General features: G+C 63.1%; 21 protein-coding genes. 20 read left to right on the top strand and 1 reads right to left on the bottom strand.

Going from position 1 to position 24,940, the window contains the following annotated elements:
* Window positions 1-14: 14 nt before the first annotated feature.
* The 10 genes from RTQ46_RS10090 (at window position 15) to RTQ46_RS10135 (ending at window position 13,800) form a co-directional block, all read left to right on the top strand.
* Complete coding sequence (locus RTQ46_RS10090) at window positions 15-2,015, top strand: ATP-dependent DNA helicase (protein ID WP_312436294.1); 2,001 nt, start codon at window positions 15-17, stop codon at window positions 2,013-2,015.
* A 267-nt stretch (window positions 2,016-2,282) separates the two neighbouring features.
* The gene (locus RTQ46_RS10095; RefSeq protein WP_312436295.1) at window positions 2,283-2,888 is read left to right on the top strand and encodes a toll/interleukin-1 receptor domain-containing protein; all 606 of its coding nucleotides are present in this window, start codon (window positions 2,283-2,285) and stop codon (window positions 2,886-2,888) included.
* A gap of 11 nt (window positions 2,889-2,899) precedes the next feature.
* Window positions 2,900-5,215, top strand: a complete 2,316-nt coding sequence (locus RTQ46_RS10100) for a tetratricopeptide repeat protein (RefSeq protein ID WP_312436296.1) — start codon at window positions 2,900-2,902, stop codon at window positions 5,213-5,215.
* Between the two features lie 82 nt (window positions 5,216-5,297).
* A complete protein-coding gene (gene surE / locus RTQ46_RS10105) occupies window positions 5,298-6,035 on the top strand; it encodes a 5'/3'-nucleotidase SurE (RefSeq protein WP_312436297.1) in 738 nt (245 codons plus the stop codon).
* Window positions 6,032-6,922 (top strand): protein-L-isoaspartate(D-aspartate) O-methyltransferase, encoded by an 891-nt coding sequence (locus RTQ46_RS10110; protein WP_312436298.1) that lies wholly within the window; start codon window positions 6,032-6,034, stop codon window positions 6,920-6,922. The genes surE and RTQ46_RS10110 overlap by 4 nt, the downstream gene beginning before the upstream one ends.
* A 42-nt stretch (window positions 6,923-6,964) precedes the next feature.
* Window positions 6,965-7,903, top strand: coding sequence for a peptidoglycan DD-metalloendopeptidase family protein (locus RTQ46_RS10115; RefSeq protein ID WP_312436342.1), 939 nt, complete (start codon window positions 6,965-6,967; stop codon window positions 7,901-7,903).
* A gap of 8 nt (window positions 7,904-7,911) precedes the next feature.
* The gene (gene rpoS / locus RTQ46_RS10120) at window positions 7,912-8,934 is read left to right on the top strand and encodes an RNA polymerase sigma factor RpoS (RefSeq protein ID WP_312436299.1); all 1,023 of its coding nucleotides are present in this window, start codon (window positions 7,912-7,914) and stop codon (window positions 8,932-8,934) included.
* 132 nt (window positions 8,935-9,066) lie between these two features.
* On the top strand, window positions 9,067-10,410 hold the full coding sequence (gene rlmD, locus RTQ46_RS10125; RefSeq protein WP_312436300.1) for a 23S rRNA (uracil(1939)-C(5))-methyltransferase RlmD: 1,344 nt from the start codon (window positions 9,067-9,069) through the stop codon (window positions 10,408-10,410).
* Between the two features lie 330 nt (window positions 10,411-10,740).
* The gene (locus RTQ46_RS10130) at window positions 10,741-12,702 is read left to right on the top strand and encodes a glycosyl hydrolase family 18 protein (protein WP_312436302.1); all 1,962 of its coding nucleotides are present in this window, start codon (window positions 10,741-10,743) and stop codon (window positions 12,700-12,702) included.
* 63 nt (window positions 12,703-12,765) lie between these two features.
* Window positions 12,766-13,800 (top strand): cupin-like domain-containing protein, encoded by a 1,035-nt coding sequence (locus RTQ46_RS10135; protein ID WP_312436303.1) that lies wholly within the window; start codon window positions 12,766-12,768, stop codon window positions 13,798-13,800.
* A gap of 127 nt (window positions 13,801-13,927) precedes the next feature.
* On the opposite strand, the gene RTQ46_RS10140 is transcribed toward RTQ46_RS10135, so the two are convergent.
* A complete protein-coding gene (locus RTQ46_RS10140; protein WP_312436305.1) occupies window positions 13,928-14,614 on the bottom strand; it encodes a Bax inhibitor-1/YccA family protein in 687 nt (228 codons plus the stop codon).
* A gap of 220 nt (window positions 14,615-14,834) precedes the next feature.
* On the opposite strand from RTQ46_RS10140, the gene ndk reads away from it, so the two are divergent.
* The 10 genes from ndk (at window position 14,835) to hfq (ending at window position 24,866) form a co-directional block, all read left to right on the top strand.
* Window positions 14,835-15,251: a nucleoside-diphosphate kinase gene (gene ndk, locus RTQ46_RS10145; protein ID WP_065310563.1), complete on the top strand. Its 417-nt coding sequence runs from the start codon at window positions 14,835-14,837 to the stop codon at window positions 15,249-15,251.
* 117 nt (window positions 15,252-15,368) lie between these two features.
* Window positions 15,369-16,544, top strand: a complete 1,176-nt coding sequence (rlmN, locus tag RTQ46_RS10150) for a 23S rRNA (adenine(2503)-C(2))-methyltransferase RlmN (RefSeq protein ID WP_312436306.1) — start codon at window positions 15,369-15,371, stop codon at window positions 16,542-16,544.
* 11 nt (window positions 16,545-16,555) lie between these two features.
* Complete coding sequence (gene pilW, locus RTQ46_RS10155) at window positions 16,556-17,329, top strand: type IV pilus biogenesis/stability protein PilW (protein WP_312436307.1); 774 nt, start codon at window positions 16,556-16,558, stop codon at window positions 17,327-17,329.
* 64 nt (window positions 17,330-17,393) lie between these two features.
* Window positions 17,394-18,299 carry a helix-turn-helix domain-containing protein gene (locus RTQ46_RS10160; RefSeq protein ID WP_312436308.1) on the top strand — a complete coding sequence of 302 codons (906 nt, stop codon included), beginning with the start codon at window positions 17,394-17,396 and terminating at the stop codon, window positions 18,297-18,299.
* Window positions 18,300-18,351: 52 nt separating this feature from the next.
* Complete coding sequence (gene ispG, locus RTQ46_RS10165) at window positions 18,352-19,617, top strand: flavodoxin-dependent (E)-4-hydroxy-3-methylbut-2-enyl-diphosphate synthase (RefSeq protein ID WP_312436309.1); 1,266 nt, start codon at window positions 18,352-18,354, stop codon at window positions 19,615-19,617.
* A gap of 85 nt (window positions 19,618-19,702) precedes the next feature.
* Window positions 19,703-21,064: a histidine--tRNA ligase gene (hisS, locus tag RTQ46_RS10170; protein ID WP_312436310.1), complete on the top strand. Its 1,362-nt coding sequence runs from the start codon at window positions 19,703-19,705 to the stop codon at window positions 21,062-21,064.
* A gap of 75 nt (window positions 21,065-21,139) precedes the next feature.
* Complete coding sequence (locus RTQ46_RS10175; RefSeq protein WP_312436311.1) at window positions 21,140-21,808, top strand: tetratricopeptide repeat protein; 669 nt, start codon at window positions 21,140-21,142, stop codon at window positions 21,806-21,808.
* A gap of 73 nt (window positions 21,809-21,881) precedes the next feature.
* Window positions 21,882-23,027 (top strand): outer membrane protein assembly factor BamB, encoded by a 1,146-nt coding sequence (gene bamB, locus RTQ46_RS10180; RefSeq protein ID WP_312436313.1) that lies wholly within the window; start codon window positions 21,882-21,884, stop codon window positions 23,025-23,027.
* A 5-nt stretch (window positions 23,028-23,032) separates the two neighbouring features.
* Window positions 23,033-24,379, top strand: coding sequence for a ribosome biogenesis GTPase Der (der, locus tag RTQ46_RS10185; protein ID WP_094441271.1), 1,347 nt, complete (start codon window positions 23,033-23,035; stop codon window positions 24,377-24,379).
* Between the two features lie 250 nt (window positions 24,380-24,629).
* The gene (gene hfq, locus RTQ46_RS10190; RefSeq protein WP_008450615.1) at window positions 24,630-24,866 is read left to right on the top strand and encodes an RNA chaperone Hfq; all 237 of its coding nucleotides are present in this window, start codon (window positions 24,630-24,632) and stop codon (window positions 24,864-24,866) included.
* Window positions 24,867-24,940 lie beyond the last annotated feature (74 nt).

Consider the following 24,940-nt stretch of genomic DNA (forward strand, 5'->3'; position numbering starts at 1 on the left):
CCAGCGCAGACGGCATGGCGTCCGAGCCAGCAGAGGCACCGGCTGCCGAACCGGGCAAGCACGATGCCGATATCGAACGCCTGTTCGGCGCCGGTGGCCCGCTGGGCCCGGCCGTGGGCAGCTACAAGCCGCGCCGCTCGCAAACCGAAATGGCCAAGGCGATTGCCAGCGCCATCGACAGCCAGACCACCCTGATCGCCGAGGCGGGCACGGGCACCGGCAAGACCTTCGCCTACCTGGTGCCGGCGCTGATGTGGGGCGGCAAGACAATTGTCTCGACCGGCACCAAGAACTTGCAGGATCAGCTGTTCCTGCGCGATATCCCGACCGTGCGCGCCGCGCTGCAGGCACCGGTTTCGGTGGCCCTGCTCAAGGGCCGCTCGAACTACGTCTGCCATTACCACCTGGAACGCACGCTGCAGAACGGCCGCATGACCTCGCGCGACGATGTCGGCCACTTGCGCGAAATTTCGCGCTTCATCAAGATGACCAGTTCCGGCGACAAGGCCGAATTGGCCAAGGTGCCCGAGAACGCCATGATCTGGAACCTGGTCACGTCCACGCGCGATACCTGCATGGGCGCCGAATGCCAGTATTACCAGGATTGCTTCGTGATGAAGGCGCGCAAGGAAGCCCAGCAGGCCGATGTGGTGGTGGTCAACCACCATCTGTTTTTCGCCGACGTGGCGCTGAAGGACACGGGCGTGGCCGAACTGCTGCCATCGGCCAATACCATTATCTTCGATGAGGCGCACCAGCTGCCTGATACGGCCACGCTATTCTTCGGCAATACGGTGTCGACCTCGCAAATCCTCGAGCTGTGCCGCGACGTGCTGGCCGAAGGCCTGGCGCACGCGCGCGGCATCGACTGGGCGAAAACCGTGACGGTGGTGGAAAAGGCCGCGCGCGACCTGCGCCTGACCTTTCCGCAGGATATCGTGCGCCTGTCGCTGCCGCAGATCGCGCCGTCGAGCGACTTTTTCCCGGCGCTGGACACCCTCAAGGACGAGCTGGACGGCATGGTGGCGGTGCTGGAAACCCAGGCCGAACGGGCCGAAACGCTGGAACAGTGCCGCGTGCGCGGCGTGGAACTGGCGCAGCAGCTCTCCAGCTGGAAGTTCGACCCGAAGGCCAGGATTGCCGCCGGCGAGGAAGCCGTGTTCTGGGTCGAGGCGTTTTCCAGCTCCCTGCAGCTGCACAAGACGCCGCTGTCGATCGCGCCGATCTTCAACAACCAGCGCGAAGGCACGCCGCGCAGCTGGATTTTCACCTCCGCCACCCTGGCCGTGAAAAACGACTTCAAGCATTTTTCCGAACAGATGGGGCTGACGGGCGAACCGTCGCATACGTGGCCGAGTCCGTTCGATTATGGCCAGCAGGGCCTGCTGTTCGTGCCGCAAAACCTGCCGCAGCCCAATTCGCTGGGCTACACGGATGCCGTGATCGACTGCGCCCTGCCGATCATCGAGGCAGCCGGCGGGCGCACGTTTTTCCTGTGCACCACCTTGCGCGCCGTGAAGCGGGCGGCCGAACGGCTGGCCGACGAATTCAGGCAGCGCGGCCTGAACTTCCCGCTGTTCGTGCAGGGCGACCGTGGCCGCACCGAGTTGCTGGACCAGTTCCGCGCGGCAGGCAATGGCGTGCTGATCGGCAGCCAGAGCTTCTGGGAAGGCGTCGACGTGCGCGGCGACGCCCTGTCGCTGGTAATCATCGACAAGCTGCCGTTCGCGCCGCCCGACGACCCGGTGCTGGCGGCCCGCATCGAGGTGATGGAAAAGCAGGGCAAGAATGGTTTCATGCACCATTCGCTGCCGGAAGCCATCATCAACCTGAAGCAGGGCGCCGGCCGCCTGATCCGTGATGAAGGCGACCGCGGCGTGCTGATGATCTGCGATCCACGCCTCATTTCCAAGCCATATGGCAAGCGGATCTGGCAAAGCCTGCCGCCTTTCAAGCGCACGCGCGATACCGCCGAGGTCATCGAGTTTTTCCGCCAGCTACCGGCAAAGTCCTGATGCAATTCCTGGCCGGCGCGCTTGCGCCGGCCATTTTCCCTTTTTAATCAAGTACATGGTCCATGGCCGCGCGGTTTGCCTGCGCGTCTGGCATGCCAAAATCGGGCATGTTTATGCTGATTTCTGGCATGCCTTGCGTTCGAACCCGGCCGTGACAAGGTTTGCGCCAGCACAAACATGGACGTGCTCAGCGGTTTAAAGTGAGTATCAGCCTTGTTGAATCAGGGCGCAGCGATCGTGGCGCTGCACGGGAGACGGGGGGATGCCATGGATATCCGCTACGGCTGTTTCTTGAGCTATGCGCATGGAAATTTTGATTTCATGAACAAGTTCAAGAACGATCTGGTTGACGCCCTTTCTTGCTATTTGGAGCCACACCTGGACCGCGAAGACGCGCTGTTCATCGACAGCGAACAACTGGGCGGCGGCGATGATCTCGACCGCCGCGTGGCGCGCGCCATGTGCGAGAGCGTCTGCATGATCGTGTTGTATACCCCGAAGTACGAGGCGCACGGCTATACCCGGCGCGAGTTTGCCGCGATGCAGCTGATCGAGCAGGAGCGCAGCAAATGGTATGAGCTGCCCAGCCACCTGATCATTCCCATCATCATGACGCGCCACCCGGACGGCCTGCCGGCGCAAATCGCCGCTCCCGGCTTTTACGTGGACTTTTCCGCCTATACCCTGGCCAGCGGCGACCTGAAATCGAATCCGCAATACCTGCCCGATATTGAAAAAATCGTGCAGCGCATCGCCCGCCATTATCACTTGCTCAAACGCTCGACACCGCCCGGCCACGACTGCAGCCGCTTCGTGCTGCCCGACATACCGCCCCAGTGGCGCGCGGTGCCGCCCCCTCATTTCCCACGCTAAAGGTCCTTGCCATGGAATGCCCACGCCTGTCCCTGCCGCCTTTGAGCGCTCCCGGAGAAGTCGTTACCTTTTATTCCTACAAGGGCGGTACTGGCCGCACCATGGCCCTGTCGAACATTGCGGTGCTGCTGGCGCGCCGCGAGAACGCCAGCGTGCCGGTGCTGATGCTGGACTGGGACATGGAAGCGCCGGGACTGCACCATTATTTTGCCCAGCAGGAGGAGTGTCCCGGCGTGCTGGAGTTTTTCGAGGCCTGCCGCGCGCAGCTTGACCGCATCGGCGCGGCGCAGGACGACGCCATGCTGGCGCAGCGCGTGCTTGACGCCATCGACTGGCAGCAATATGTGGTGCGCGTCGACCAGGGCAGTCCCTTGTATCTGATGCGGGCCGGGCGTTTCGACGCCAGCTACAGCGAACGGCTGGCGCAGATGCGCTGGGACCAGCTGTTTACCGCCTGTCCGGCGCTGTTCCGCTGTTTTGCCGATACGCTGGCGCGCCACTTCCGCTATGTGCTGGTCGACTCGCGCACCGGCCGCACCGACAGTGCCGGCATCTGCACCACCTTGCTGCCGAAGAAGCTGGTGGTGGTGTTTACGCCGAACCGGCAGAGCCTGGAAGGCGTCGATGCGCTGGTGACGCGCGCCATCGACTACCGCCGCACCCACGAAGACGAACAGCGCCAGCTGCTGGTGTATCCCTTGCCCTCGCGCATAGAGATGGGCGACGGCGTGCAGCGCGCCGAGTGGCGCCGTGGCGACACGCAAAAAGGCATCGCCGGCTACCAGCCCATGTTCGAGCGCCTGCTGCGCAGCTCGTACGGCTTGCCGCAGATCGCGCTCGACAGCTACTTCGATGAAGTCCAGCTGCAGCAGACCAAGACGTTTGCCTATGGCGAACAGCTGGCCGTGCGCATCGACCAGGGCGGCGACCGTTTTTCGCTGACGCGCACCTTCGAAGCCTTCCTGCAGTGGCTGACGGGCGGCTATTTTCCCTGGCAGTCCAGCCGCGAAATCGGCTTGCTGGCCGCCATCGATGAGGCCAGGCGCACGCTGCAGAGCGAGCCGGGCAGGGCGGTGGGCCTGCCCCTGGCGCGCGACCTGGCGCGTCTGGGCGAACTGTACCGCAAGGATGGCCGGCCGGGGCAGGCGCTGGACGCATTTCGCCAGAGCGTGGAGATCCGCACCCGCCTGCTGGGTGCCGAGCATGTCGATACCCTGGCCGTGAAAAGCGGCATGGCGCGCCTGCTGCGCCAGCTCGATGCGCTGGATGAAGCGCGCGAGCTGGAGCAGGAGGTGGCCGACACGCGCGAACGGCTGCAGGGGCCCGAGCATGCCGACACCCTGGCCGCCAGGGCCTGCCTGGCGCAGACGCTGGCGCGCCAGGGCGATTACGCGGCCGCGCTGTCGCTGCAGGAAGGCGTGCTGGACAGCTATGCGCGGCAACTGGGCGCCGAGCATCCGCTGAGCCTGGGCGCGATGGACTGCCGCGCCGCCACCTTGCTGCACATGGGGCATCACGGGCGGGCGCAGCAAGTATTGGAGACCGTGGTGGCGGCGCGCACGCGCCTGTTTGGCGCCGAGCACGGCGATACCTTGCACAGCAAGCTGGTGCTGGCCCAAGCGCTGGCGCGCCAGGGCGATTTGGACGGCGCCCGATGGCTGCTGGAGGCCGTGCTGCAGGCGCAGGAACGCACGCTGGGCCCCGACCATCCGGCCACGCTGGCCACGCGCGACCACCTGGCCGACATCGTGGCTGGCCTGGGCGACTGGGCCGGTGCGCGCCAGCTGCATGAAAACCAGGTGGCGGCGCGCGAACGCACGCGCGGCCTCGATCATCCGGAAACGCTGATGAGCCAGCGCAAGCTGGCCGAGGCCCTGCTGCGGCGTGGCGAGCTCGAGGCCGCCCGCAGCGTGCAGGAACAGGTGCTGGAAGTGCATGCGCGTCTGCTGGGCGAGCATCATCACGATACCTTGCACAGCCGCCAGCAACTGGCCGGTACCGTGCAGCAGCAGGCCATCCTGGCCAGCCATGCCGATCATGCCGGCCTGGCCGAGGAAAGCGAGGATGAAACGCTGCTGAGCATGATCGCCATGCTGCAGGGCATGGTCGAACGCGAGCAGTTCCGCCAGGCGGGCGAGCTGGCCGATCAGTTGAAATCGTGCCTGCTGCGTCCCGGCGTGCCGGGCAAGCTGCGCAAGCGCGGCATGGCGCAGCTCAAGCGCCTGTACAAACAGCAGGGCGATCTCGACGCCCTGCTGGCCCTGCAGGAAGACGAGGTGCAGGCGCTGGAAGGCGCGCTGTCGGAAGCGCGCATCGAGCAGCGCTGAGCTGGCCTGACGGCAAGTTAAAAAATGCTGTATTGCATCATCACGCGCGCAGGGCAGCGGTTGCTTCGGGTAAAATCTCGGCATGAGAATTCTAATCAGTAACGACGATGGCTACCTTGCGCCAGGCCTGGCCGCCCTGGCCGATGCACTCGCGAGCATCGCCGAGATCGTGGTAGTGGCGCCCGACAGCAACCGCTCGGGCGCGTCCAATTCCCTGTCGCTGGACCGGCCGCTGTCGGTGAACAAGGCGGGCAACGGCTTTTATTATGTCAATGGCACGCCGACCGACTGCGTGCACGTGGCCTTGACGGGCATGATGATGGAGCGGCCCGACCTGGTGGTATCCGGCATCAATAACGGCCCCAACATGGGCGACGACACGCTGTATTCCGGTACGGTGGCGGCCGCCACGGAAGGCTATCTGTTCGGCATCCCGGCGATCGCCTTTTCGCAGGCCGAGTATGGCTGGGTCAATCTCGACGCGGCCGCGCGCGTGGCGCGCGATATCGTCGAGCGCCGCTTTGACGAACTGCACAAGCCGTATCTGCTGAACGTCAATATTCCCGCCCTGCCGTACGAGCAGATGCAGGGCATCACCGCCACCCGGCTGGGCAAGCGCCATTCGGCCGAACCGGTGATCCGCGCGCTCGATCCGCGCGGGCGCGAAATCTTCTGGATCGGCCCGGTGGGCGCCACCCGCGAAGCCGGGCCCGGCACCGACTTTCATGCGGTGGCGCAAGGGCAGGTGTCGATCACGCCGCTGCAGATCGACCTGACCCACGTGACGCAGCTCGAGGCGCTGGCCAAGGGCCTGGCATGAGCGACAAACCGCGCAGCTTTCCCCTGTCGCTCGACGCGCTGGCCGGCAAGCCGTCGCGCCCGGGCGCCGCACCCACGCTGGCCCAATCGCGCATCGCCACGCCGCAAACGGCCACCCAGAACAAGGCGCAGAACGCCGGACGCGCCAGCGTGCCCGTGTATGGCGCGCCCAGCGGCATCACGCCCTCGCGCGCGCAGGCGATTGCCAACGAGCGGGCGCAGCCGGCAACAGCCGCGGCGCCGCGCCAGAATCCGCTGGTGTCCGAAGCCGTGCGGCGCGCCATGGTGGCGCGCATTGTGAAGCAGGGCGTGCAGGACCAGGTGGTGCTCGACGCCATGCTGGCCGTGCCGCGCCATATGTTCATGGACGAGGCGCTGGCGTCGCAGGCGTATATCGACGCTTCCCTGCCGATCGGCCACCAGCAGACCATCTCGCAGCCATATATCGTGGCGCGCATGATCGAAGTGATGCGCAACGGCGGCGCGCTGCAGCGCGTGCTCGAGATCGGCACCGGCTGCGGCTACCAGGCGACTGTCTTGTCGCGCGTGGCGAAGGAGGTGTTTTCGATCGAGCGCATCAAGCCACTGCATGAACTGGCCAAGGCCAATCTGCGGCCGCTGCGCGTGCCGAACCTGCGCTTGCAGTACGGAGATGGTATGCTAGGCTTGCCGCAGGCGGCGCCCTTTGACGGGATCATTCTGGCCGCAGCCGGCCTGGAAGTGCCGCAAGCCCTGTTGGAGCAACTGACGATAGGCGGGCGCCTGGTGGCGCCGGTGGGCGACAAATTGCAGCATTTACAACTCATTACCCGGGCAGGAAAAATGGAGTGGACCAGCGAAAAACTGGAAGCCTGCCACTTCGTGCCGTTGCGCCCGGGCACCATCTGATCCGTGGATCAGTTAGCAAGCAGGACAGACAACTACATGCGAATGATTAAACAAACCAAGGTAATTTTTGGCAGCATCACGCTGGCAGCCATCCTCAGCGCATGCGGCACCACCGGTGTCCAGGCGCCGGTGGTGGAACGCCAGGCGCCCCCGCGCAGCACCGCCGCCAGCGAAGCGCGCGACCGCGATCCCGCTCTGTACACCGTCAAGCGTGGCGACACCCTGCTGCGCATTGCGCTCGAACACGGCCAGAACTACCGCGACCTGGTGGCCTGGAATAATATCGGCGACCCGAACGACATCAAGGTCGACCAGGTGCTGCGCGTGCTGCCGCCAACCGGCGACACGGGCGGCGCCCAGACCTCGGCCATCGTGATGCCGGCCGTGACCGAAGTGCGTCCGGCTGCGCCCGCAGTGCCGAAGAAGAGCGGCCCGCGCGGCGAGAAGCGCGCCTATTCCGATGCAACCCTGGCCGAGCTGCGCAGCGACGCCGGCGTGGTCGAGACGCCGCCGGCGGCGCCCGCCGCCACGCCGGCCAGGCCAGCTGCTGCCGGTTCACTGGCGGTCGCGCCGGCAGTCGCACCGGCCGCCGCCGCACAGGCGAACGGCGATGAAAAGCTCAGCTGGATGTGGCCGTCCGAAGGCAAGGTGATCGGTACGTTTGACGAAGGCAAGAACAAGGGCGTCGATATTGCCGGCAAGGCCGGCCAGCAGGTCGTGGCGGCCGGCGCAGGGAAAGTCATGTACGCTGGCAGCGGCATCCGTGGTTATGGTAATCTTGTTATCGTGAAGCACAGTAACAGTTTATTGTCGGCTTATGCGCATAACCGCAGCATCCTGGTGAAAGAAGGGCAGAGCGTCAACAAAGGCCAGGCGATCGCCGAAATGGGCGATTCCGATGCCGACCGCGTCAAGCTGCACTTTGAAATCCGCCAGCAGGGCAAGCCTGTCGATCCGTCCAAGTTCCTGCCTAACCGTTAGGTAAAGCAATGAAAAACGCGCCGCACGATCCGCATGACGATGAACCGGACCCGCACGACGAAGTGTTGGACGAGGTACTGACCGAAGATGCCGACGGGATCGACGGCGTGGACAGCGCCGAGGCCGGCGAGACGGCCGGCCCCAGCGTGGTGGTCGACAGCGTCGACGAGCTGAAAAAAGTGCTGGCGGCCGAACTGTCGACCGATACCACCCAGCACTACCTGAACCAGATCGGCACGCGCCCGCTGCTGACGGCGCCGCAGGAAGTGCATTACGCCACGCTGGCCAAGCAGGGCAACTTCGAAGCGCGGCAGACCATGATCGAGCACAACCTGCGCCTGGTCGTATCGATCGCCAAGCATTACATCAACCGCGGCGTGGTGCTGCTCGACATGATCGAGGAGGGTAACATCGGCCTGATGCGCGCCATCGACAAGTTCGAGCCCGAGCGCGGTTTCCGTTTTTCCACCTACGCCACCTGGTGGATACGCCAGAGCATCGAGCGCGCCATCATGAACCAGGCGCGCACGGTGCGCCTGCCAGTGCACATGGTGCGCGAACTGAACCAGATCCTGCGCGGCAAATACCACCTGGAAGCGCAGCACCACGACGGCAAGGATGCGTCGGCCGAAGACATCGCCCACCTGGTGGGCCGTCCGGTCGAGGAAGTGCAGGATATCCTGGCGCTGTCGGAACACGCTACCTCGCTCGACGCGCCGCTCGACAACGATCCGCAATCGTCGCTGATGGACATGCTGCCCGGCGCCAGCGAAGACAGCCCCGATGCGCGCGCCGAACACCATGAGATGACGGTGCTGGTGCGCGACTGGCTCAGCAAATTGCCCGACAAGCAGCGCGTGGTGATCATGCGCCGCTTCGGACTCGACAACGACGATCCGGCCACGCTGGAAACGCTGGCCGAGGAAATGGGCGTGACGCGCGAACGCGTGCGCCAGATCCAGCAGGAAGCCTTGATCAAGCTCAAACGCGCGATGGCCGCACGCGGCGTCGTGCGCGATTCGCTGTTGTAGGACACCCGGGCCCGGTTGTTGCGGGCCTGCATCTGCTATCATACGCCCCGCTCGCGGCGCCTGACCTTTCCCTGTTCTCCTTCAAGTTTCAGCGCGGCCCTGCGTCTGGCCCACTCTTACCTATTGATCGCTATGCAAGAAAACATTATCGAAATCAAATCGCTCGACATGGACGCGCGCGGCGTCGGCCACATCGAGAATGAAGACGGCTCGCCGGGCAAGGTCGTGTTTGTCGAAGGCGCCTTGCCGGGCGAACGCGTCAGCTTCGTGACGTTCAAGAAAAAGAAGAACTGGGAAGCGGCCCGCATGACGGCGCTGCACCGCGAGTCGTCGCTGCGCGTGACGCCGAAGTGCAAGCATTTCGATTACTGCGGCGGCTGCTCGATGCAGCACCTGGAGCCATCGGCCCAGGTCGCCATCAAGCAGCGCGTACTGGAAGACAACCTGTGGCATATCGGCAAGGTGCGCGCCGAGAACATCATGCGCCCGATGTATGGCCCGACCTGGGGCTACCGCTACCGCGCGCGCCTGTCGGTGCGCCACGTGAAGAAAAAAGAGACGGTGCTGGTCGGTTTCCATGAAAAGAAATCGGCGTTCGTGGCCGATATCGACAGCTGCGAAATCCTGCCGCCGCATATCTCGGCCATGCTGCTGCCGCTGCGCGCGCTGATCGGTTCGCTGTCGATTTTCGACCAGATGCCGCAGATCGAACTGGCCATCGGCGAGGATGTCACGGCGATGGTGCTGCGCATCATGGCGCCGTTGACAGCGGACGATGAAACGAAGCTCAAAGCGTTTGCCGACGAATACGGCGTGCAATGGTGGCTGCAGGTGAAAGGGCCGGAAACGGCGGTGCCGTTCTACCCGCTCGACAAGCAATTGCATTACCTGCTGCCGGAATTCGGCGTCAAAATGCCGTTCAAGCCGGTCGACTTCACCCAGGTCAATCACCATATCAACCGCGTGCTGGTGTCGAAAGCGCTGCGCCTGCTGGAAGTCCAATCGACCGACCGCGTGGCCGACCTGTTCTGCGGCCTGGGCAACTTCACCTTGCCGCTGGCCACCCAGGGCAGCGAAGTGGTCGGTATCGAAGGCAGCACCACCCTGACCGAGCGCGCACTGGAAAACGCGCTGGCCAACGGCCTGTCGGAAAAAACCTCGTTCTCGACGCGCAACCTGTTTGAAGTAAGCACTGACGACCTGATCGCGCTGGGCAAGTTTGACCGCATCCTGGTCGATCCGCCGCGCGACGGCGCGATGGCGCTGTGCCAGGCGCTGGTCGGCCTGGCGCAGGTGCGCCCGGACATGCTGCCGAAACGCATCGTGTATGTGTCGTGCAGCCCGTCGACGCTGGCACGCGACGCCGGCATCCTGGTGCTGGAAGCGGGCTACCGGCTGTCGAAGGCCGGCGTGGTCAATATGTTCCCGCATACTTCGCACGTGGAGTCGATGGCGGTATTCGATCTGGCGCAATAAATGACTTGCAGGCGGGCGGCCAGGCAGGCGCCCGCCGTGTGACTTATCCCTGACGTAATACCACTTCGCCTGTTGTATCAAATTGGTCCGGTTTTTTTCTCGGCCGGTTTTCCCGCCGTCCTTCCCTCCCGTTTTTTTCATATCTCCAGTAGGAATAGGCGCCGTTTTGCCTCCCCAGAAAGCGCCGCATGTTGAATTGGTATTACCCAGTTTGATGCCACTATAAAACCACTTGACGTGCTGTTTTTTCAATAGCATTCTCTTCTTGCAACTTCAAAAACAGAGTAGCTCATTAACAGAGTGCCCTTTCCGCAACCTGAAGGAGACAGCGTGGAAAATTTAATACTCAGTAAAACGATACGCAACATGATGGCCTGCCTTGCCGGCGGCAGCGTGCTGGCCGCATGTGGCGGTGGTGGCGGCGATGCTGGCGTGACGCCCGGCGCGAGCATGCTGGCGGCCAGCACGGCCGCCTGTACCGCCTGGGAGGAGGGCGGCACCTATAACGCGGGCGCAGTGGTGACTTACCTCGGCGCCAACTATACGGCACTGGTAACGCAGACCGATCACGTCGGCTCCGGCTGGAATCCGGTCGCCACGCCCAGCCTGTGGAGCGCCGGCGGCACCTGCGGCGGCGTCACCACTCCAACGCCAACGCCCACGCCTGTTCCGACACCGACGCCAACGCCGACGCCGGTTACTCCGACACCGACACCGACACCGACGCCGCCGGCCACGGCAGGCAGCTGCGCACTGGCCTGGGTCGCCGGCACCGCCTACAGCGCGGGCGCTACCGTCAGCCTTGGCGGCATCAACTACCGCGCGAATTACTGGACCCAGGGCGACAACCCGTCGACCAACAACGGCGGCGCCGGCACGGGCAAGCCGTGGACCAGCCAGGATGCCTGCAGCGCCACGCCGACCACCACGCCAACCCCGACACCGACGCCGACACCGACGCCGACACCGACACCGACACCGACACCGACTCCGACACCCACCCCAACGCCAACACCAACGCCAACCGGCCGCGAAGTTGGCTCCTATTTTGCCCAGTGGGGCGTGTATGGCCGCGATTACGAAGTGGCCAATGTGCACAGCAGCGGCGTGGCCGACAAGCTGACCTTCATCAACTACGCCTTCGGCAATATCTATGCGAAGAACGGCGGCTATGAATGCGGCATGATCACCAAGGCCGAGCCGGGCGCCACCAATCCGAACGCGCCGGACGCCGGCACGGGCGGCGATGCGGAAGCCGACTATATCCGCACGCCGAAACGCACGGTCGACGGCCAGGCGATACCGTGGGATGCGCCCTTGTCCGGCAACTTCCTGCAGCTGAAAAAGCTCAAGGCCGCCCATCCGAACCTCAAGCTGTTCATTTCGCTGGGCGGCTGGAGCTGGTCGAAGAACTTCTCGGCCGGCTCCGCCACCGATGCGCTGCGCAAGCAGATGGTCAGTTCCTGCATCGACCTGTATATCAAGGGCAACCTGCCGCTGTCGCAGGGACGCGGCGGGGTCGGCTCGGCGGCCAATATCTTCGACGGCATCGATATCGACTGGGAATATCCGGTCGGCGGCGGCCAGCCGTACAACACCGTCAGCCCGAACGACAAGCGCAATTTCACCTTGCTGATGGCGGAATTTCGCAGCCAGCTCGATGCGCTGGGTGCGGCCAACGGCAAGCGCTACCTGCTGACGGCGGCGGTCGGCGCCGGCAAGGACAAGATCGACAACACGGAGCCGGCCCTGTACTCGCAGTACATGGACTGGATCAACCTGATGACGTACGACTTCCACGGCGGCTGGGAAAGCAGCACCAACTTCAACGCCCAGCTGTTTGCCGATCCGGCCGATCCGTCGACCGGCATGGCGCGCGAGTATGTGGCGGACAAGGCAGTGCAGTACATGATTGCCGCCGGCGTGCCGCGCAACAAGCTGTTGCTGGGCATTCCGTTCTATGGCCGCGGCTGGACCGGCGTGGCGCCGGGGCCGAATGGCGACGGCCTGTACCAGAGCGCCAGCGGCATGGCGCCCGGCACCTACGAGGCGGGCATCGACGACTACAAAGTCCTGGTCGCCAAGTCCGGTACGCGCTACTACCATCCGGTCACCCGGCAGCTGTATCTGTACACGGAGGCGGGCGGCCAATGGTGGAGCTATGACGATCCGACGGTGATCGGCACCAAGGTGCAATACGTCAAGGACCAGGGCCTGCGCGGCGCCTTCTCGTGGGAGCTCGATGGCGATGCGAATGGCGTGCTGGCCACCGAGGTGTGGAAGGTCAGGTAAGCAACAACGGCCGGGCGGCGCAAGCAGCCCGGTCTTTTTTTATACCAGGAACAGGAGGCGGCGATGGCGGCGGTGTCGAACTTGGCAAGCAGGAAGGAAACGGAAGAATTGAGCCGTGAATGGCGCAGCTGGATCGCGGAAAACCTGATGCTGGGCAGCCATCCGGCCAGCTTGCTGCCGGTGCTGCAACAGGCAGGCATCGGGGAGGCGCTGGCGCGGCGCGAAGTGGAGCTGGCGCTGCACAGCCCCTACCTGGCCGGCGCCGCAAGGCTGTCGAACCGGCTGGCCAAGCGCGACTGGGTGATCGATATCGGGCGCAAGCTGAACCGGCTGCGCGCGCCCGACATTGCGCGCTGTCACCGGCTGAGCGGTCAGCAATTTTTGCAGGACTATTATTGCACCAGCCAGCCCGTGATCATCACCGGCATGCTGGACGACTGGCCGGCGCGGCGGCTCTGGAGCCCCGCTTATTTTCGCGAGCATTATGGGCAGCGCGAAGTGGAAGTGCAGTTCGGCCGCGAGGCCGACTCCCAGTACGAGATGAACAGCATCGCGCACAAGCGCAGCATGGCCTTTGGCGACTACGCCAGCCTGGTCGACAGCAGTGGCATCACCAATGATTTCTACATGACGGCCAATAACAATTCACGCAACCGGCAGGCGCTGCGCGAGCTGTGGGACGATATCGGCCAGCTGCCCGAGTACCTGCGCCAGGATGGGGAGAGAGCGGGCTTTTTGTGGTTCGGTCCGGCCGGCACCATCACGCCATTTCACCACGACCTGACCAACAACTTCATGGCCCAGGTGGCGGGGCGCAAGCGCGTGCGCATCATGGCCGCTTGCGAAGTGGCGCGCGTGTACAACCAGCGCCATTGCTTCACGCCCGTCGACGGGCGCGAGATCGACCTGCAGCGCTATCCGCTGATGCGGGACGTGCAGGTGCGCGAGTGCGTGCTGGAGCCGGGCGAAATCCTGTTCCTGCCGGTCGGCTGCTGGCACTTCGTGGAGGCGCTGGACATTTCGCTGACGGTGGCGTTTACCAATTTCAGGTGGGACAATGATTTTTACAGCAGCTACCCGCCGAACCACGATTTTTAAGGCGGCAGACGTAAAAAAACCGGCCGAGGCCGGTTTTTTGTTGCTACATCATTCTAATGCAAGCGCATTTCAAAAACGTTCAGGGCAAGGCGCCGCAACGCAGCCATGGGCGTTTTTGTAACGGCGCTTAGTCGCGGCTGCCGCCAGCGAAGCCCAGCAGGGACAGCAGGCTGGTGAAGATGTTGTACACATCGAGGTAGATGCGCAGGGTCGCCGAGATATAGTTGGTCTCGCCGCCGTTGATGATCTGCTGCACGTCATACAGGATGTAAGCCGAGAAGATCGCGATGGCCACCACCGAGATCACGATCGACAGTGCCGACAGGCCCAGGAAGATGTTGGCCACCGATGCCAGGATCAGCACGATCACGCCGGCGAACAGCCACTTGCCCATCGCCGAGAAATCGCGCTTCGAGACCGTGGCAATGGTCGCCATCACGGCCAGGATGGTGGCCGTGCCGCCAAAGGCCGTCATGATCAGCATGCCGCCGTTCGAGTAGCCCAGGGTGCGGGTCAGGATAGGCGTGAGCATCAGGCCCATGAAGAAGGTAAAGCCCAGCAGCACGGCCACGCCGAGGCCCGAGTTCTTGGTTTTTTCAATGGCGTACATGAAGCCGAAGGCGACCGCCATGAAGATGATGAAGCCCATGCCGCCGGTCAGCATCGGCAGGTGCATCTGCACGCCGATAAAAGCGCCCAGCACGGTCGGTATCATGGACAGCGCCAGCAGCCAGTAAGTATTGCGCAAGACCTGGTGGCGTACTTGTTGCATGCCTCCCGACAGGTCAAAGGTGCGTTGCAGGTTCTGATTCATAAAGCCTCCGTGTTGTCAAATTCGATTTACTTCTTTGTGCAAGGATAGCATGGCCCCGCTTTTTTGCAAAAAAACCAGCTTAAGATTCCATTAAACGCATCTGGCTTGCAAGATCGTGGCTGTCGCTCTGGGTGACATGGAGTGTAGTATGGTAAAATCAAAGGTTGATTGAACTATCAATTATTGTTTTAAACCTTTCTTTTTATTGGAGTTTTCACACATGGCAATCGAACGCACCCTGTCGATCATCAAACCAGACGCAGTTGCAAAAAACGTAATCGGCCAAATCTACAGCCGTTTCGAAAACGCTGGCCTGAAAATCGTTGCAGCCCGCATGACCCAGCTGACGCGCGAACAAGCTGAAGGCTTCTACGCAGCGCACAAAGAACGCGGCTTCTTCAAAGACCTGGTCGACTTCATGGTTTCCGGTCCAGTCATGATTCAAGCGCTGGAAGGCGAAAACGCCGTTCTGGCCCACCGTGACCTGATGGGCGCGACGGATCCGAAAAAAGCGGAAAAAGGCACGATCCGCGCCGATTTCGCCGATTCGATCGATGCCAACGCCGTTCACGGTTCGGACGCTGTCGAAGCTGGCCAAGTGGAAATCGCTTACTTCTTCCCAGAACTGAAGGCCTGATAGCCTTGGATAACGTTATTTCCTGGCGTTATCTGTGAAATAACTTTATCCCCCCTGTTCCCGCTGCGCCGGATTGTTCTGTGCGCGCGGGGACGGATTTTTAGAATAGGTACCATCATGACAACGACAACACTCACCAACTTGCTGGACCTCGATCCCGCGCAACTCATCGCCTACTGCGCCGAGTTGGGAGAGAAACCGTTTCGTGCGAAACAACTGCAACGCTGGATCCACCAGTTTGGCGCCTCCGACTTCGATGCCATGACCGATCTGGCCAAGTCGCTGCGCGACAAGCTGGCCACGCGCGCCGAAGTGCGCGCGCCGGCCATCATCAGCGACCATACCTCCACCGACGGCACGCGCAAGTGGCTGGTCGACGTGGGCAATGGCAATGCCGTGGAAACCGTGTTCATTCCGGAAGATAACCGCGGCACCCTGTGCATCTCGACCCAGGCCGGCTGCGCCGTCAACTGCCGTTTCTGCTCGACCGGCAAGCAGGGCTTCAACCGCAACCTGACGGTGGGCGAAATCATCGGCCAGCTGTGGATGGCCGAATTCGAACTGCGCCGCACCAAGGGCATCGAGCCGGGCCCGAAAGGCGAGCGCCAGATCACCAACGTGGTGATGATGGGCATGGGCGAGCCGCTGCTGAACTTCGAGCCGACCGTCACCGCGCTGAAACTGATGCTCGACGATAACGCCTACGGCCTGTCGCGCCGCCGCGTTACCCTGTCGACCTCGGGCGTGGTGCCGATGATGGACAAGCTGTCGCAGGAAGTGCCGGTGGCCCTGGCCGTCTCGCTGCACGCCTCGAACGACACCTTGCGCGACGGCCTGATCCCGCTGAACAAGAAATACCCGCTGAAGGAACTGATGGCGGCCTGCAAACGCTATCTGGAGTTCGCGCCGCGCGACTTCATCACCTTTGAATACTGCATGCTCGACGGCGTCAACGACAGCGACGAGCATGCGCGCGAACTGCTGGCGCTGGTGCAGGACCGCGAGTTTGGCGTGAACTGCAAGTTCAACCTGATTCCGTTCAACCCGTTCCCCGAGTCGGGCCTGTTCCGCTCGAAAAACCCGCGCATCAAGGCGTTTGCCCAGGTGCTGATGGATGGCGGCATCATCACCACCGTGCGCAAGACGCGCGGCGACGATATCGATGCGGCCTGCGGCCAGCTGGCCGGCGAAGTAAAGGACCGTACGCGGGTGCAGGAACGCATGGAAAAAATGACCGAGTACCAGCAGAAGTTTGGCGCCAATTTCGGCAAGATCGTCGAGATCCGCTCCTGATGCGGGGAGGCATGGCTTACCCTCGCACGCTTGCCCTGGCTGCTGTCAGCCTGGGCGTGCTGCTGGCCGGCTGTGTTTCCACCATCGGCAAGGACCAGGCCGCGACGGCACAGCGCGCCGCGCTGCGCCTGCAGCTGGCCAGCGCCTATTACGAACAAGGCCAGTTGGCCATCGCGCTGGACGAGGCGCAGCAGGCGCTGCAGCTGGCGCCGGGCGACGCCCAGGCGCACGGCATGCGCGCCCTGATCCTGGCCGCGCTGCGCCAGCCGGCGCCCGCTGAAAAAGATTTTCTTTACGCATTGCGCCTTGCGCCCCACAATCCCGAGTTGAGCAATAATTATGGCCAGTTCCTGTGCCAGACCGGGCGCGCGGCGCAGTCGCTGGCGTATTTCGACGCCGCGCTGCAGGATGCCGCATACGCGACGCCGGAAAAGGCACTGCATAATGCGGGCGCCTGCAGCCTGGCCCTGAAAGATTACCCGCGCGCCGCCGCCTACTGGCACCAGGCGGAGCGCATCGCACCGGGCGCGGCAGGCACGTATGCCGGCCTGGTGCGCGCGTATTACGAACAGCAGGACTACCGGCAGGCGGCGCTGTACCTGGCGCGTCTCGGTACGGTAGCGACGATGGAGAGCCAGACGGCCGATGTGCTGTGGCTCGGGATCAAGGTGCAGCATAAGCTCGGGGATGCGGGCGCGGAAGCTGGCCTGGTGACGCAATTGCGCCGCCAGCATTCCGGCTCGCCCGAATATGCTGCTTATCAAAGTGGGGCGTTTGATGAGTGAGACAGGGATACCAATGAATTCAGAGCGGGCAGAAACACCTCAGCAGCCCCAGGGCAATCTTGCGTTGGCAGGCGCACAACTGAAGGCGCAGCGCGAAGCGCTGGGCTGGCCGGTGGAGCAGGTGGCCGAGCAGCTCAAGCTGGCGCCGCGCCAGGTCGTGGCGCTGGAAGAGGGCGACGTGGCGGCCTTGCCGAACCTGGCCGTGGTGCGCGGTTTCGTGCGCGCCTATGCCAAGGTGGTCAGGCTCGACGCGGCGCCGCTGGTGGCGATGATCGAAGTCCATCCGCCGACGCCGGTGCAGGAGCATCATGCCGCGCCGGCGCGCCGCGACATTTCAGCGACGTTTTCGGAGTCGCGCTTTCCGTCGATGACGCAGCGTTCGTCCAATTCGACGGTGTGGATCGCCGGCGCCGTGGTTGTGGTGGCGGCGGTTGCCTTCGGCGCCTGGAAGATGGGCTATATGCCGGCAACCCTGTTTGCGCATGCCGACAAGGAAGCCGTGCATACCAGCGTGGTCAGCCCGGTGGAAACGACGCTGGTCAAGCCGGGCCAGGAGTTGTCGCCGGTGCAGACGCCGTCGGTGCCATTGATTTCCGTGCCGCCGCCGGCCGGCAGCAGCACCGATGCACCGGCTTCGGCTCCGGTGACGGCGGCCGCTGCGGTTACCGCGCCTGCCGCTCCCGTGCCGGCTGCCGAGGCGCCAGCGGCTGTTACTGCCCCGGCCGCCGTGGGCGCCAATGCGCTGGTATTGAAAGTGGAGCAGGATTCATGGGTTGAAATTCGCCGTCCGGGCACGACGCCGCTGATTTCGCGCATGGTCAAGGCGGGCAGCACGGAAACCTTCGAGATCACCGGCCCGGCCGTGCTGGTGGTCGGCAAGCCGGGCGTGGTGCAAGCGACCCTGCGCGGCGCGAAGCTGGACCTGCCGACGATTTCGGGCGGCACCATTGCCCGCGTGAATATCAAGTAATAGCGTCAAATAACCGCGTCAAGTAACAAGTTAAACAAGACAAGATAATATTATGGCTACCTCGAATACAGCGATCGGCTCCGGCCCGTCCGGCCGGCGCGACAGCCGCAAGGTGCTCGTTGCACATGGCCAGCGCCAGATCTGGGTGGGCGGCGACGCCCCCGTGGTGGTGCAGTCGATGACCAATACGGATACGGCCGATGCGATCGGCACGGCGATCCAGATCAAGGAGCTGGCGCGCGCCGGCTCCGAACTGGTGCGCCTGACGGTGGACCGTCCGGAAAGCGCGATGGCGGTGCCGTATATCCGCGACCAGCTCGACAAGATGGGCATCGACGTGCCGCTGGTGGGCGACTTCCACTACAACGGCCATACGCTGCTGAACGACTTTCCCGATTGCGCGCGTGCGCTGTCGAAATACCGCATCAATCCGGGCAATGTGGGCAAGGGCGCCAAGCGCGACACGCAATACGCACAGATGATCGAAGCGGCCTGCCGCTACGACAAGCCGGTGCGCATCGGCGTCAACTGGGGCAGCCTGGACCAGGCCTTGCTGGCGCGCATCATGGACGAGAACGCGGGCCGCGCCGAACCGTGGCCGGCGCAAGCCGTGATGTACGAAGCACTGGTGACCTCGGCCATCGAAAACGCCGTGCGCGCCGAAGAGCTGGGCCTGGCGCGCGACAAGATCATCCTGTCGTGCAAAGTGTCGGGCGTGCAGGACCTGATTGCCGTCTACCGCGAACTGGCCAAACGCTGCGACTATCCGCTGCACCTGGGCCTGACCGAAGCGGGCATGGGCAGCAAGGGCATCGTGGCCTCGACGGCGGCGCTGGCGGTGCTGCTGCAGGAAGGCATCGGCGACACCATCCGCATTTCGCTCACGCCCGAACCGGGCGGCGACCGCACGCGCGAAGTGATCGTCGGCCAGGAGATTTTGCAGACCATGGGCCTGCGCAAGTTCGCGCCGATGGTGATCGCCTGCCCCGGCTGCGGGCGCACCACATCGACCACCTTCCAGGAACTGGCCGACAATATCCAGACCTACCTGCGCGAGCAGATGCCGGAATGGAAGAAATTGTATCCGGGCGTGGAAGCGATGAACGTGGCCGTGATGGGCTGCATCGTCAACGGTCCCGGCGAATCGAAGCACGCCAATATCGGCATCAGCCTGCCCGGCACCGGCGAATCGCCCGCCGCGCCCGTATTTGTCGACGGCGAAAAAGTGGTCACCCTGCGCGGCGAGCGCATCGTCGAGGAATTCCAGGACATCGTCCTGAACTATGTAAAAAGCCACTACGGCACGGTAGCAGCGTAGCTCGGGTAGGTTGGTAGGTCGGATTAGCCCTCCGGGCGTAATCCGACAACTTAGGTAAAGCAAAAAGTAAAGAAGAAGAACACAAATGTCCGAAATTAAAAAAGCCGATAAAATCACCGCCGTCAAAGGCATGAACGACGTCCTGCCCGCCGACGCACCGCTATGGGAGCTGTTTGAAAACACCGCCCAGTCGGTGCTGCAGAGCTATGGCTTCCAGCAGATCCGCACGCCGATCGTGGAAGAGACGAAACTGTTTGCGCGCGCCATCGGCGCCGTGACCGATATCGTCGAAAAGGAAATGTATTCGTTTACCGATTCGATGAACGGCGACAACCTGACCCTGCGTCCCGAAGGCACGGCCGGCGTGGTGCGCGCCGTGGTTGAACACAACCTGGTCTACGAAGGCCCGAAACGCCTGTGGTACAAGGGCCAGATGTTCCGCCACGAGCGCCCGCAGAAAGGCCGTTATCGCCAGTTCCACCAGTTCGGCGTGGAAGCGATCGGCTTTACGGGCCCCGATATCGATGCCGAGCTGATCATGCTGTCGCGCCGCCTGTGGGATGACCTGGGCCTGGAAGGCATCCGCCTGGAACTGAACTCGATCGGCGACGCGGCCGAGCGCCTGCGCCACCGTGCCGACCTGATCGCCTACCTGGAAAGCCACAGCGAGTTGCTCGACGAAGAAGCCAGGCGCCGCCTGCACAGCAATCCGCTGCGCATCCTGGACACCAAGAACCCTGCCATGCAGGACCTGGTGAACGGCGCGCCGAAGCTGCTGGAATACCTGGGCGAGGAGTCGCTGGCCCACTTCCACGGCCTGCAGAAGATTTTGAACCATAACAATATTCCGTTCACCATCAATCCACGCCTGGTGCGCGGCCTTGATTACTACAACCGCACGGTGTTCGAGTGGGTCAGCGACAAGCTGGGCGCGCAAGGCACCGTCTGCGCCGGCGGCCGCTACGACGGCATGGTCGAAATGTTCGGTGGCAAGTCCACGCCGGCGGTCGGCTTCGGCATGGGCGTCGAACGCCTGATTTTGCTGATGAAGGATGCGGCCGAGCCGGAAGCGCCCGCCCAGTGCGACGTCTACCTGGTGCACCAGGGCGAACAGGCCGGCCTGCAGGCATTCGTGCTGGCCGAGCGCATCCGCGACGCGGGCCTGGACGTGGTATTGCACTGCGCGGCCAGCAATGGCGGCGGCAGCTTCAAGACGCAGATGAAAAAGGCCGATGCCAGCGGCGCAGCGTTTGCCGTGATCCTCGGTGACGATGAGATCGCCAACAACGTTGCCACCGTCAAAGCGCTGCGCGACGCCGAAGGCGCCGCCCAGCAGAACACGGTGCCGTTCGACGATGTGGTCGACTATGTGGTCGACCAGATCATCGGCGAGCACGACTGCGGCCATGACCACGGTCCTGGCGGCCATGTGCATCACCACCACTGATACCTGTACACGTTGCCGCATGATTGTGGCAACATGGTTCCACCCTCGATCCACTACTCATTACACTGACGACTCATGGCATACGATCACGAAGAGCAAGAACAACTGGCATCCCTCTCGGCATGGTGGAAGCGCTACGGCAACCTGACCTCCTGGGTCCTGATCGTCGCGCTGGCAGGCTACAGCGGTTGGGCCGGCTGGCAGTACTACCAGCGCACGCAGGCGGCGCAGGCCGGCCAGCTGTACGATGAGCTGCAGGGCGCCATCGCGGCCAAGGATGCGGCCAGGATCCAGCGCGCAGCCGGCGACATGCAGTCGCGCTTCGGCGGCACGGCATATGCACAGATGAGCGGCCTGGCCGCGGCCAAGGCGGCGTTCGACGCGAAGGACCTGAAAACCGCCAAGGCCCAGCTGCAATGGGTGCTTGAGCATGGCAGCGAAGAGTACAAGGCGATCGCCAAACTGCGTCTGGCCGGCGTGCTGCTGGACGAAAAAGCCTACGACGACGCCTTGAAGGCTTTGTCCGGCGACAGCGTGCCGCAATTTGCCGGCGCCATCGCCGACCGCAAGGGCGATATCCTGGTCGCGCAGAACAAGCTGGCCGACGCCCGCACGGCCTACCTGGCCGCGTTTACCGCCACCAGCAAGAACAACCCGGGCCGCCAGCTGATCCAGGTGAAACTGGAAGCCATCGGCGGCAGCGTGCCGGAAGAGAAGGCCAAGGCTGCTCCGGCGGCTGCCTGATCGCCATCGCTTCTGCTGCGCGGCACGCTTGCCGCGCACTTTACAAGTACAAGAAAAAGGTTGGATAACATTTATGCGTCTCACTGAAAAGCTGGTAGCGGCAAGCCTGATGGTCTTGATGGCGGGTTGCTCGTCGTGGAACCCGTTTGCCAAGAAAGATCCGAAAACCGAGCCGGCCAAGCTGGTCGAGTTAAAATCGAGCATGGCCGTACGCGATGCCTGGAAATACTCGATCGGCAAGTCGGGCGTGTATGCATTCACTCCGGCGCTGTCCGGCAGCAGCCTGTACGTGGTCAACGCCGACGGTGCGCTGGCGCGCCTCGATGCGGCCACCGGCCGTGAAACCTGGCGCATCAAGGCCGGCACCGACATCACGTCAAGCCCGGGCACCGATGGCAATGTGGTAGTGGTCGGCGGCGTCAAGGGCGTGGTGCTGGCGTTCGATGCGGACGGCAAGGAACTGTGGAAGGCACAGGCGTCCAGCGAAGTGCTGACCGCGCCGGTAGTCGGCCAGGGCATGGTGGTGGTGCGCAGCGTCGACAACCGCATCTTCGGTTTCGACGCGAAAACGGGCGAACGCAAATGGGTGGTGCAGCGCACGACGCCGGCACTGACCTTGCGCAATGCGCCGGGCATGGTGCTGGGCGGCGCCAACGTCTACGTGGCCCAGCCGGGCGGCAAGCTGGTGGCGCTGACGGCAGCCACCGGTGTGGTACGCTGGGAGGTCGTGGTGAGCGAACCGCGCGGCGCGACCGAACTGGAGCGCGTCTCCGATATCGCCGGCACGCCGGTGGTGTTCGAAGCCGACGTCTGCGCCGTCACGTACCAGGGCAAGGCCGGTTGTTTCGACGCCGCCACGGGCATGCCGCGCTGGACCAAGCCGATCTCGTCCGATGTGGGCGTGGCGGTCGACCAGCGTTTCGTGTTTGCCGCCGACGACCAGGGTTCGGTGGTGGCGTTCGCCCGCGATGGCGGGCAGGGCGCCTGGAAGAATGACGCGCTGGCGCGCCGCCGCCTGTCGACGCCAGCGTCGTACGGCCGCAGCGTGGCCGTTGGCGACTATCAAGGTTACATCCACTTCCTGTCACGGGAAGATGGTGCATTAATAGGTCGGATCAGTACCGACGGCAGCCCGATTGTTTCGGTTCCTGTCGTTGCCGGTTCGAATTTGATTTTTCAAACCCAATCAGGGACAGTGACCGCTCTCGCGGTCGAGTAATACAAATGAAGCCGGTAATTGCACTAGTAGGTCGACCCAATGTTGGGAAATCGACTTTATTCAATCGTCTGACCCGCTCGCGCGATGCGCTGGTGGCGGATTTGCCTGGGTTGACGCGCGATCGTCACTATGGCGAAGGCCGTGTCGGCGAACGTCCCTTCCTGGTCATCGATACGGGTGGTTTCGAACCCGTCGCCAAGGAAGGCATCATGCACCAGATGGCACTGCAGACCAAGCAGGCCGTGGCCGAGGCCGACGTGGTGGTATTCATCGTGGACGGCCGCCAGGGCCTGACCCCGCATGACAAGACCATCGTCGACTTCCTGCGCAAGAGCGGCCGCCCGGTCCTGCTGGTGGTCAACAAGAGCGAAGGCATGCGCTATACGGCCGTGGTGTCCGAATTCTATGAATTGGGCATGGGCGATCCGTATGCGATCTCGTCGGCACACGGCGACGGCGTCAACGACCTGGTCGAAGTGATGCTGGACCTGGCGTTTGCGCAGCGTCCGGACGAGCCGGAAGAGCTGGAAAAAACCGACCGCGGCATCAAGATCGCCCTGGTCGGCCGTCCGAACGTGGGCAAGTCGACCTTGATCAACACCCTGCTGGGCGAAGAGCGCGTGATCGCCTTCGACATGCCGGGCACGACGCGCGACTCGATCGAGATTCCGTTCGAGCGCGATGGCCAGCAGTACACGCTGATCGACACGGCCGGTATCCGCCGCCGCGGCAAGGTGTTCGAAGCGATCGAGAAATTCTCGGTCGTCAAGACCCTGCAGTCGATTTCGGAAGCCAACGTGGTGGTGCTGATGCTCGACGCACAGCAGGATATCTCGGAGCAGGACGCGCATATTGCCGGCTTTATCCTGGAGTCGGGCCGCGCGCTGGTGGTGGCCGTCAACAAGTGGGATGGCCTGCAATCGCATGAACGCGACGAGATCAAGATCGACATCGACCGCAAGCTCGACTTCCTGTCGTTCGCGCAGATGCATTTCATTTCGGCGCTGAAGGGCACCAACATCGGTCCCCTGATGAAGTCGCTCAACGCTGCTTATGCGGCCGCCATGTGCGACCTGTCGACGCCGAAGCTGACGCGCGCCCTGATCGAGGCCGTGGAGAAGCAGGAGCCGCGCCGCAAGGGTTCGATCCGTCCGAAGCTGCGCTACGCGCACCAGGGCGGCATGAACCCGCCGGTGATCGTGATTCACGGCAACGCACTCGACGCCGTCGGCGATCCGTACAAGCGCTATCTGGAAAAACATTTCCGCGATACCTTTGCGCTGGTCGGCACGCCGTTGCGGATCGAACTGCGCACCGGTAAAAATCCGTTTGCGCGCACGCCGGGCAAATAAATCGGACGCAACATTAAGCGTTAATTAAGGCGCCGCAGTAATAATGCGGCGCCGACAGCAAATAAGATTGCCATTCGTGGGCATTAACGCCAGAATAATAATCTGTTAATGCACCCTGCGCGACAGCGATCGTGAAAACAGGTTACAGTAGCTATGACGCATCTTTCTCCGTGAGAGAGGTGTGAGAGCACTTGAAATCAAGCGAGTCGCCTCCAATTCTTACACAACAACATAAACAAACGGAGCTGTTATGAGCAACAAAGGGCAACTGTTACAAGACCCATTCCTCAATGCATTACGCAAAGAGCATGTTCCTGTCTCGATCTACCTGGTCAATGGCATTAAATTGCAGGGCCATATCGAATCATTCGATCAATATGTCGTATTGCTGCGCAATACGGTGACACAGATGGTGTACAAGCATGCCATCTCGACAGTGGTGCCGGCCCGTGCCGTCAATCTCAATATTGAATCCGAAGCGGAGTAAAGCGTTGAGCTTGACGGCCCAGCGCCTTTCACCTTCCATCGCCCACGTCCGCGCCAGCGGCGTTGATGCGTTTG

Origin of the sequence: Janthinobacterium sp., assembly GCF_031995485.1 — a bacterium.
GTDB lineage: Bacteria > Pseudomonadota > Gammaproteobacteria > Burkholderiales > Burkholderiaceae_D > Janthinobacterium.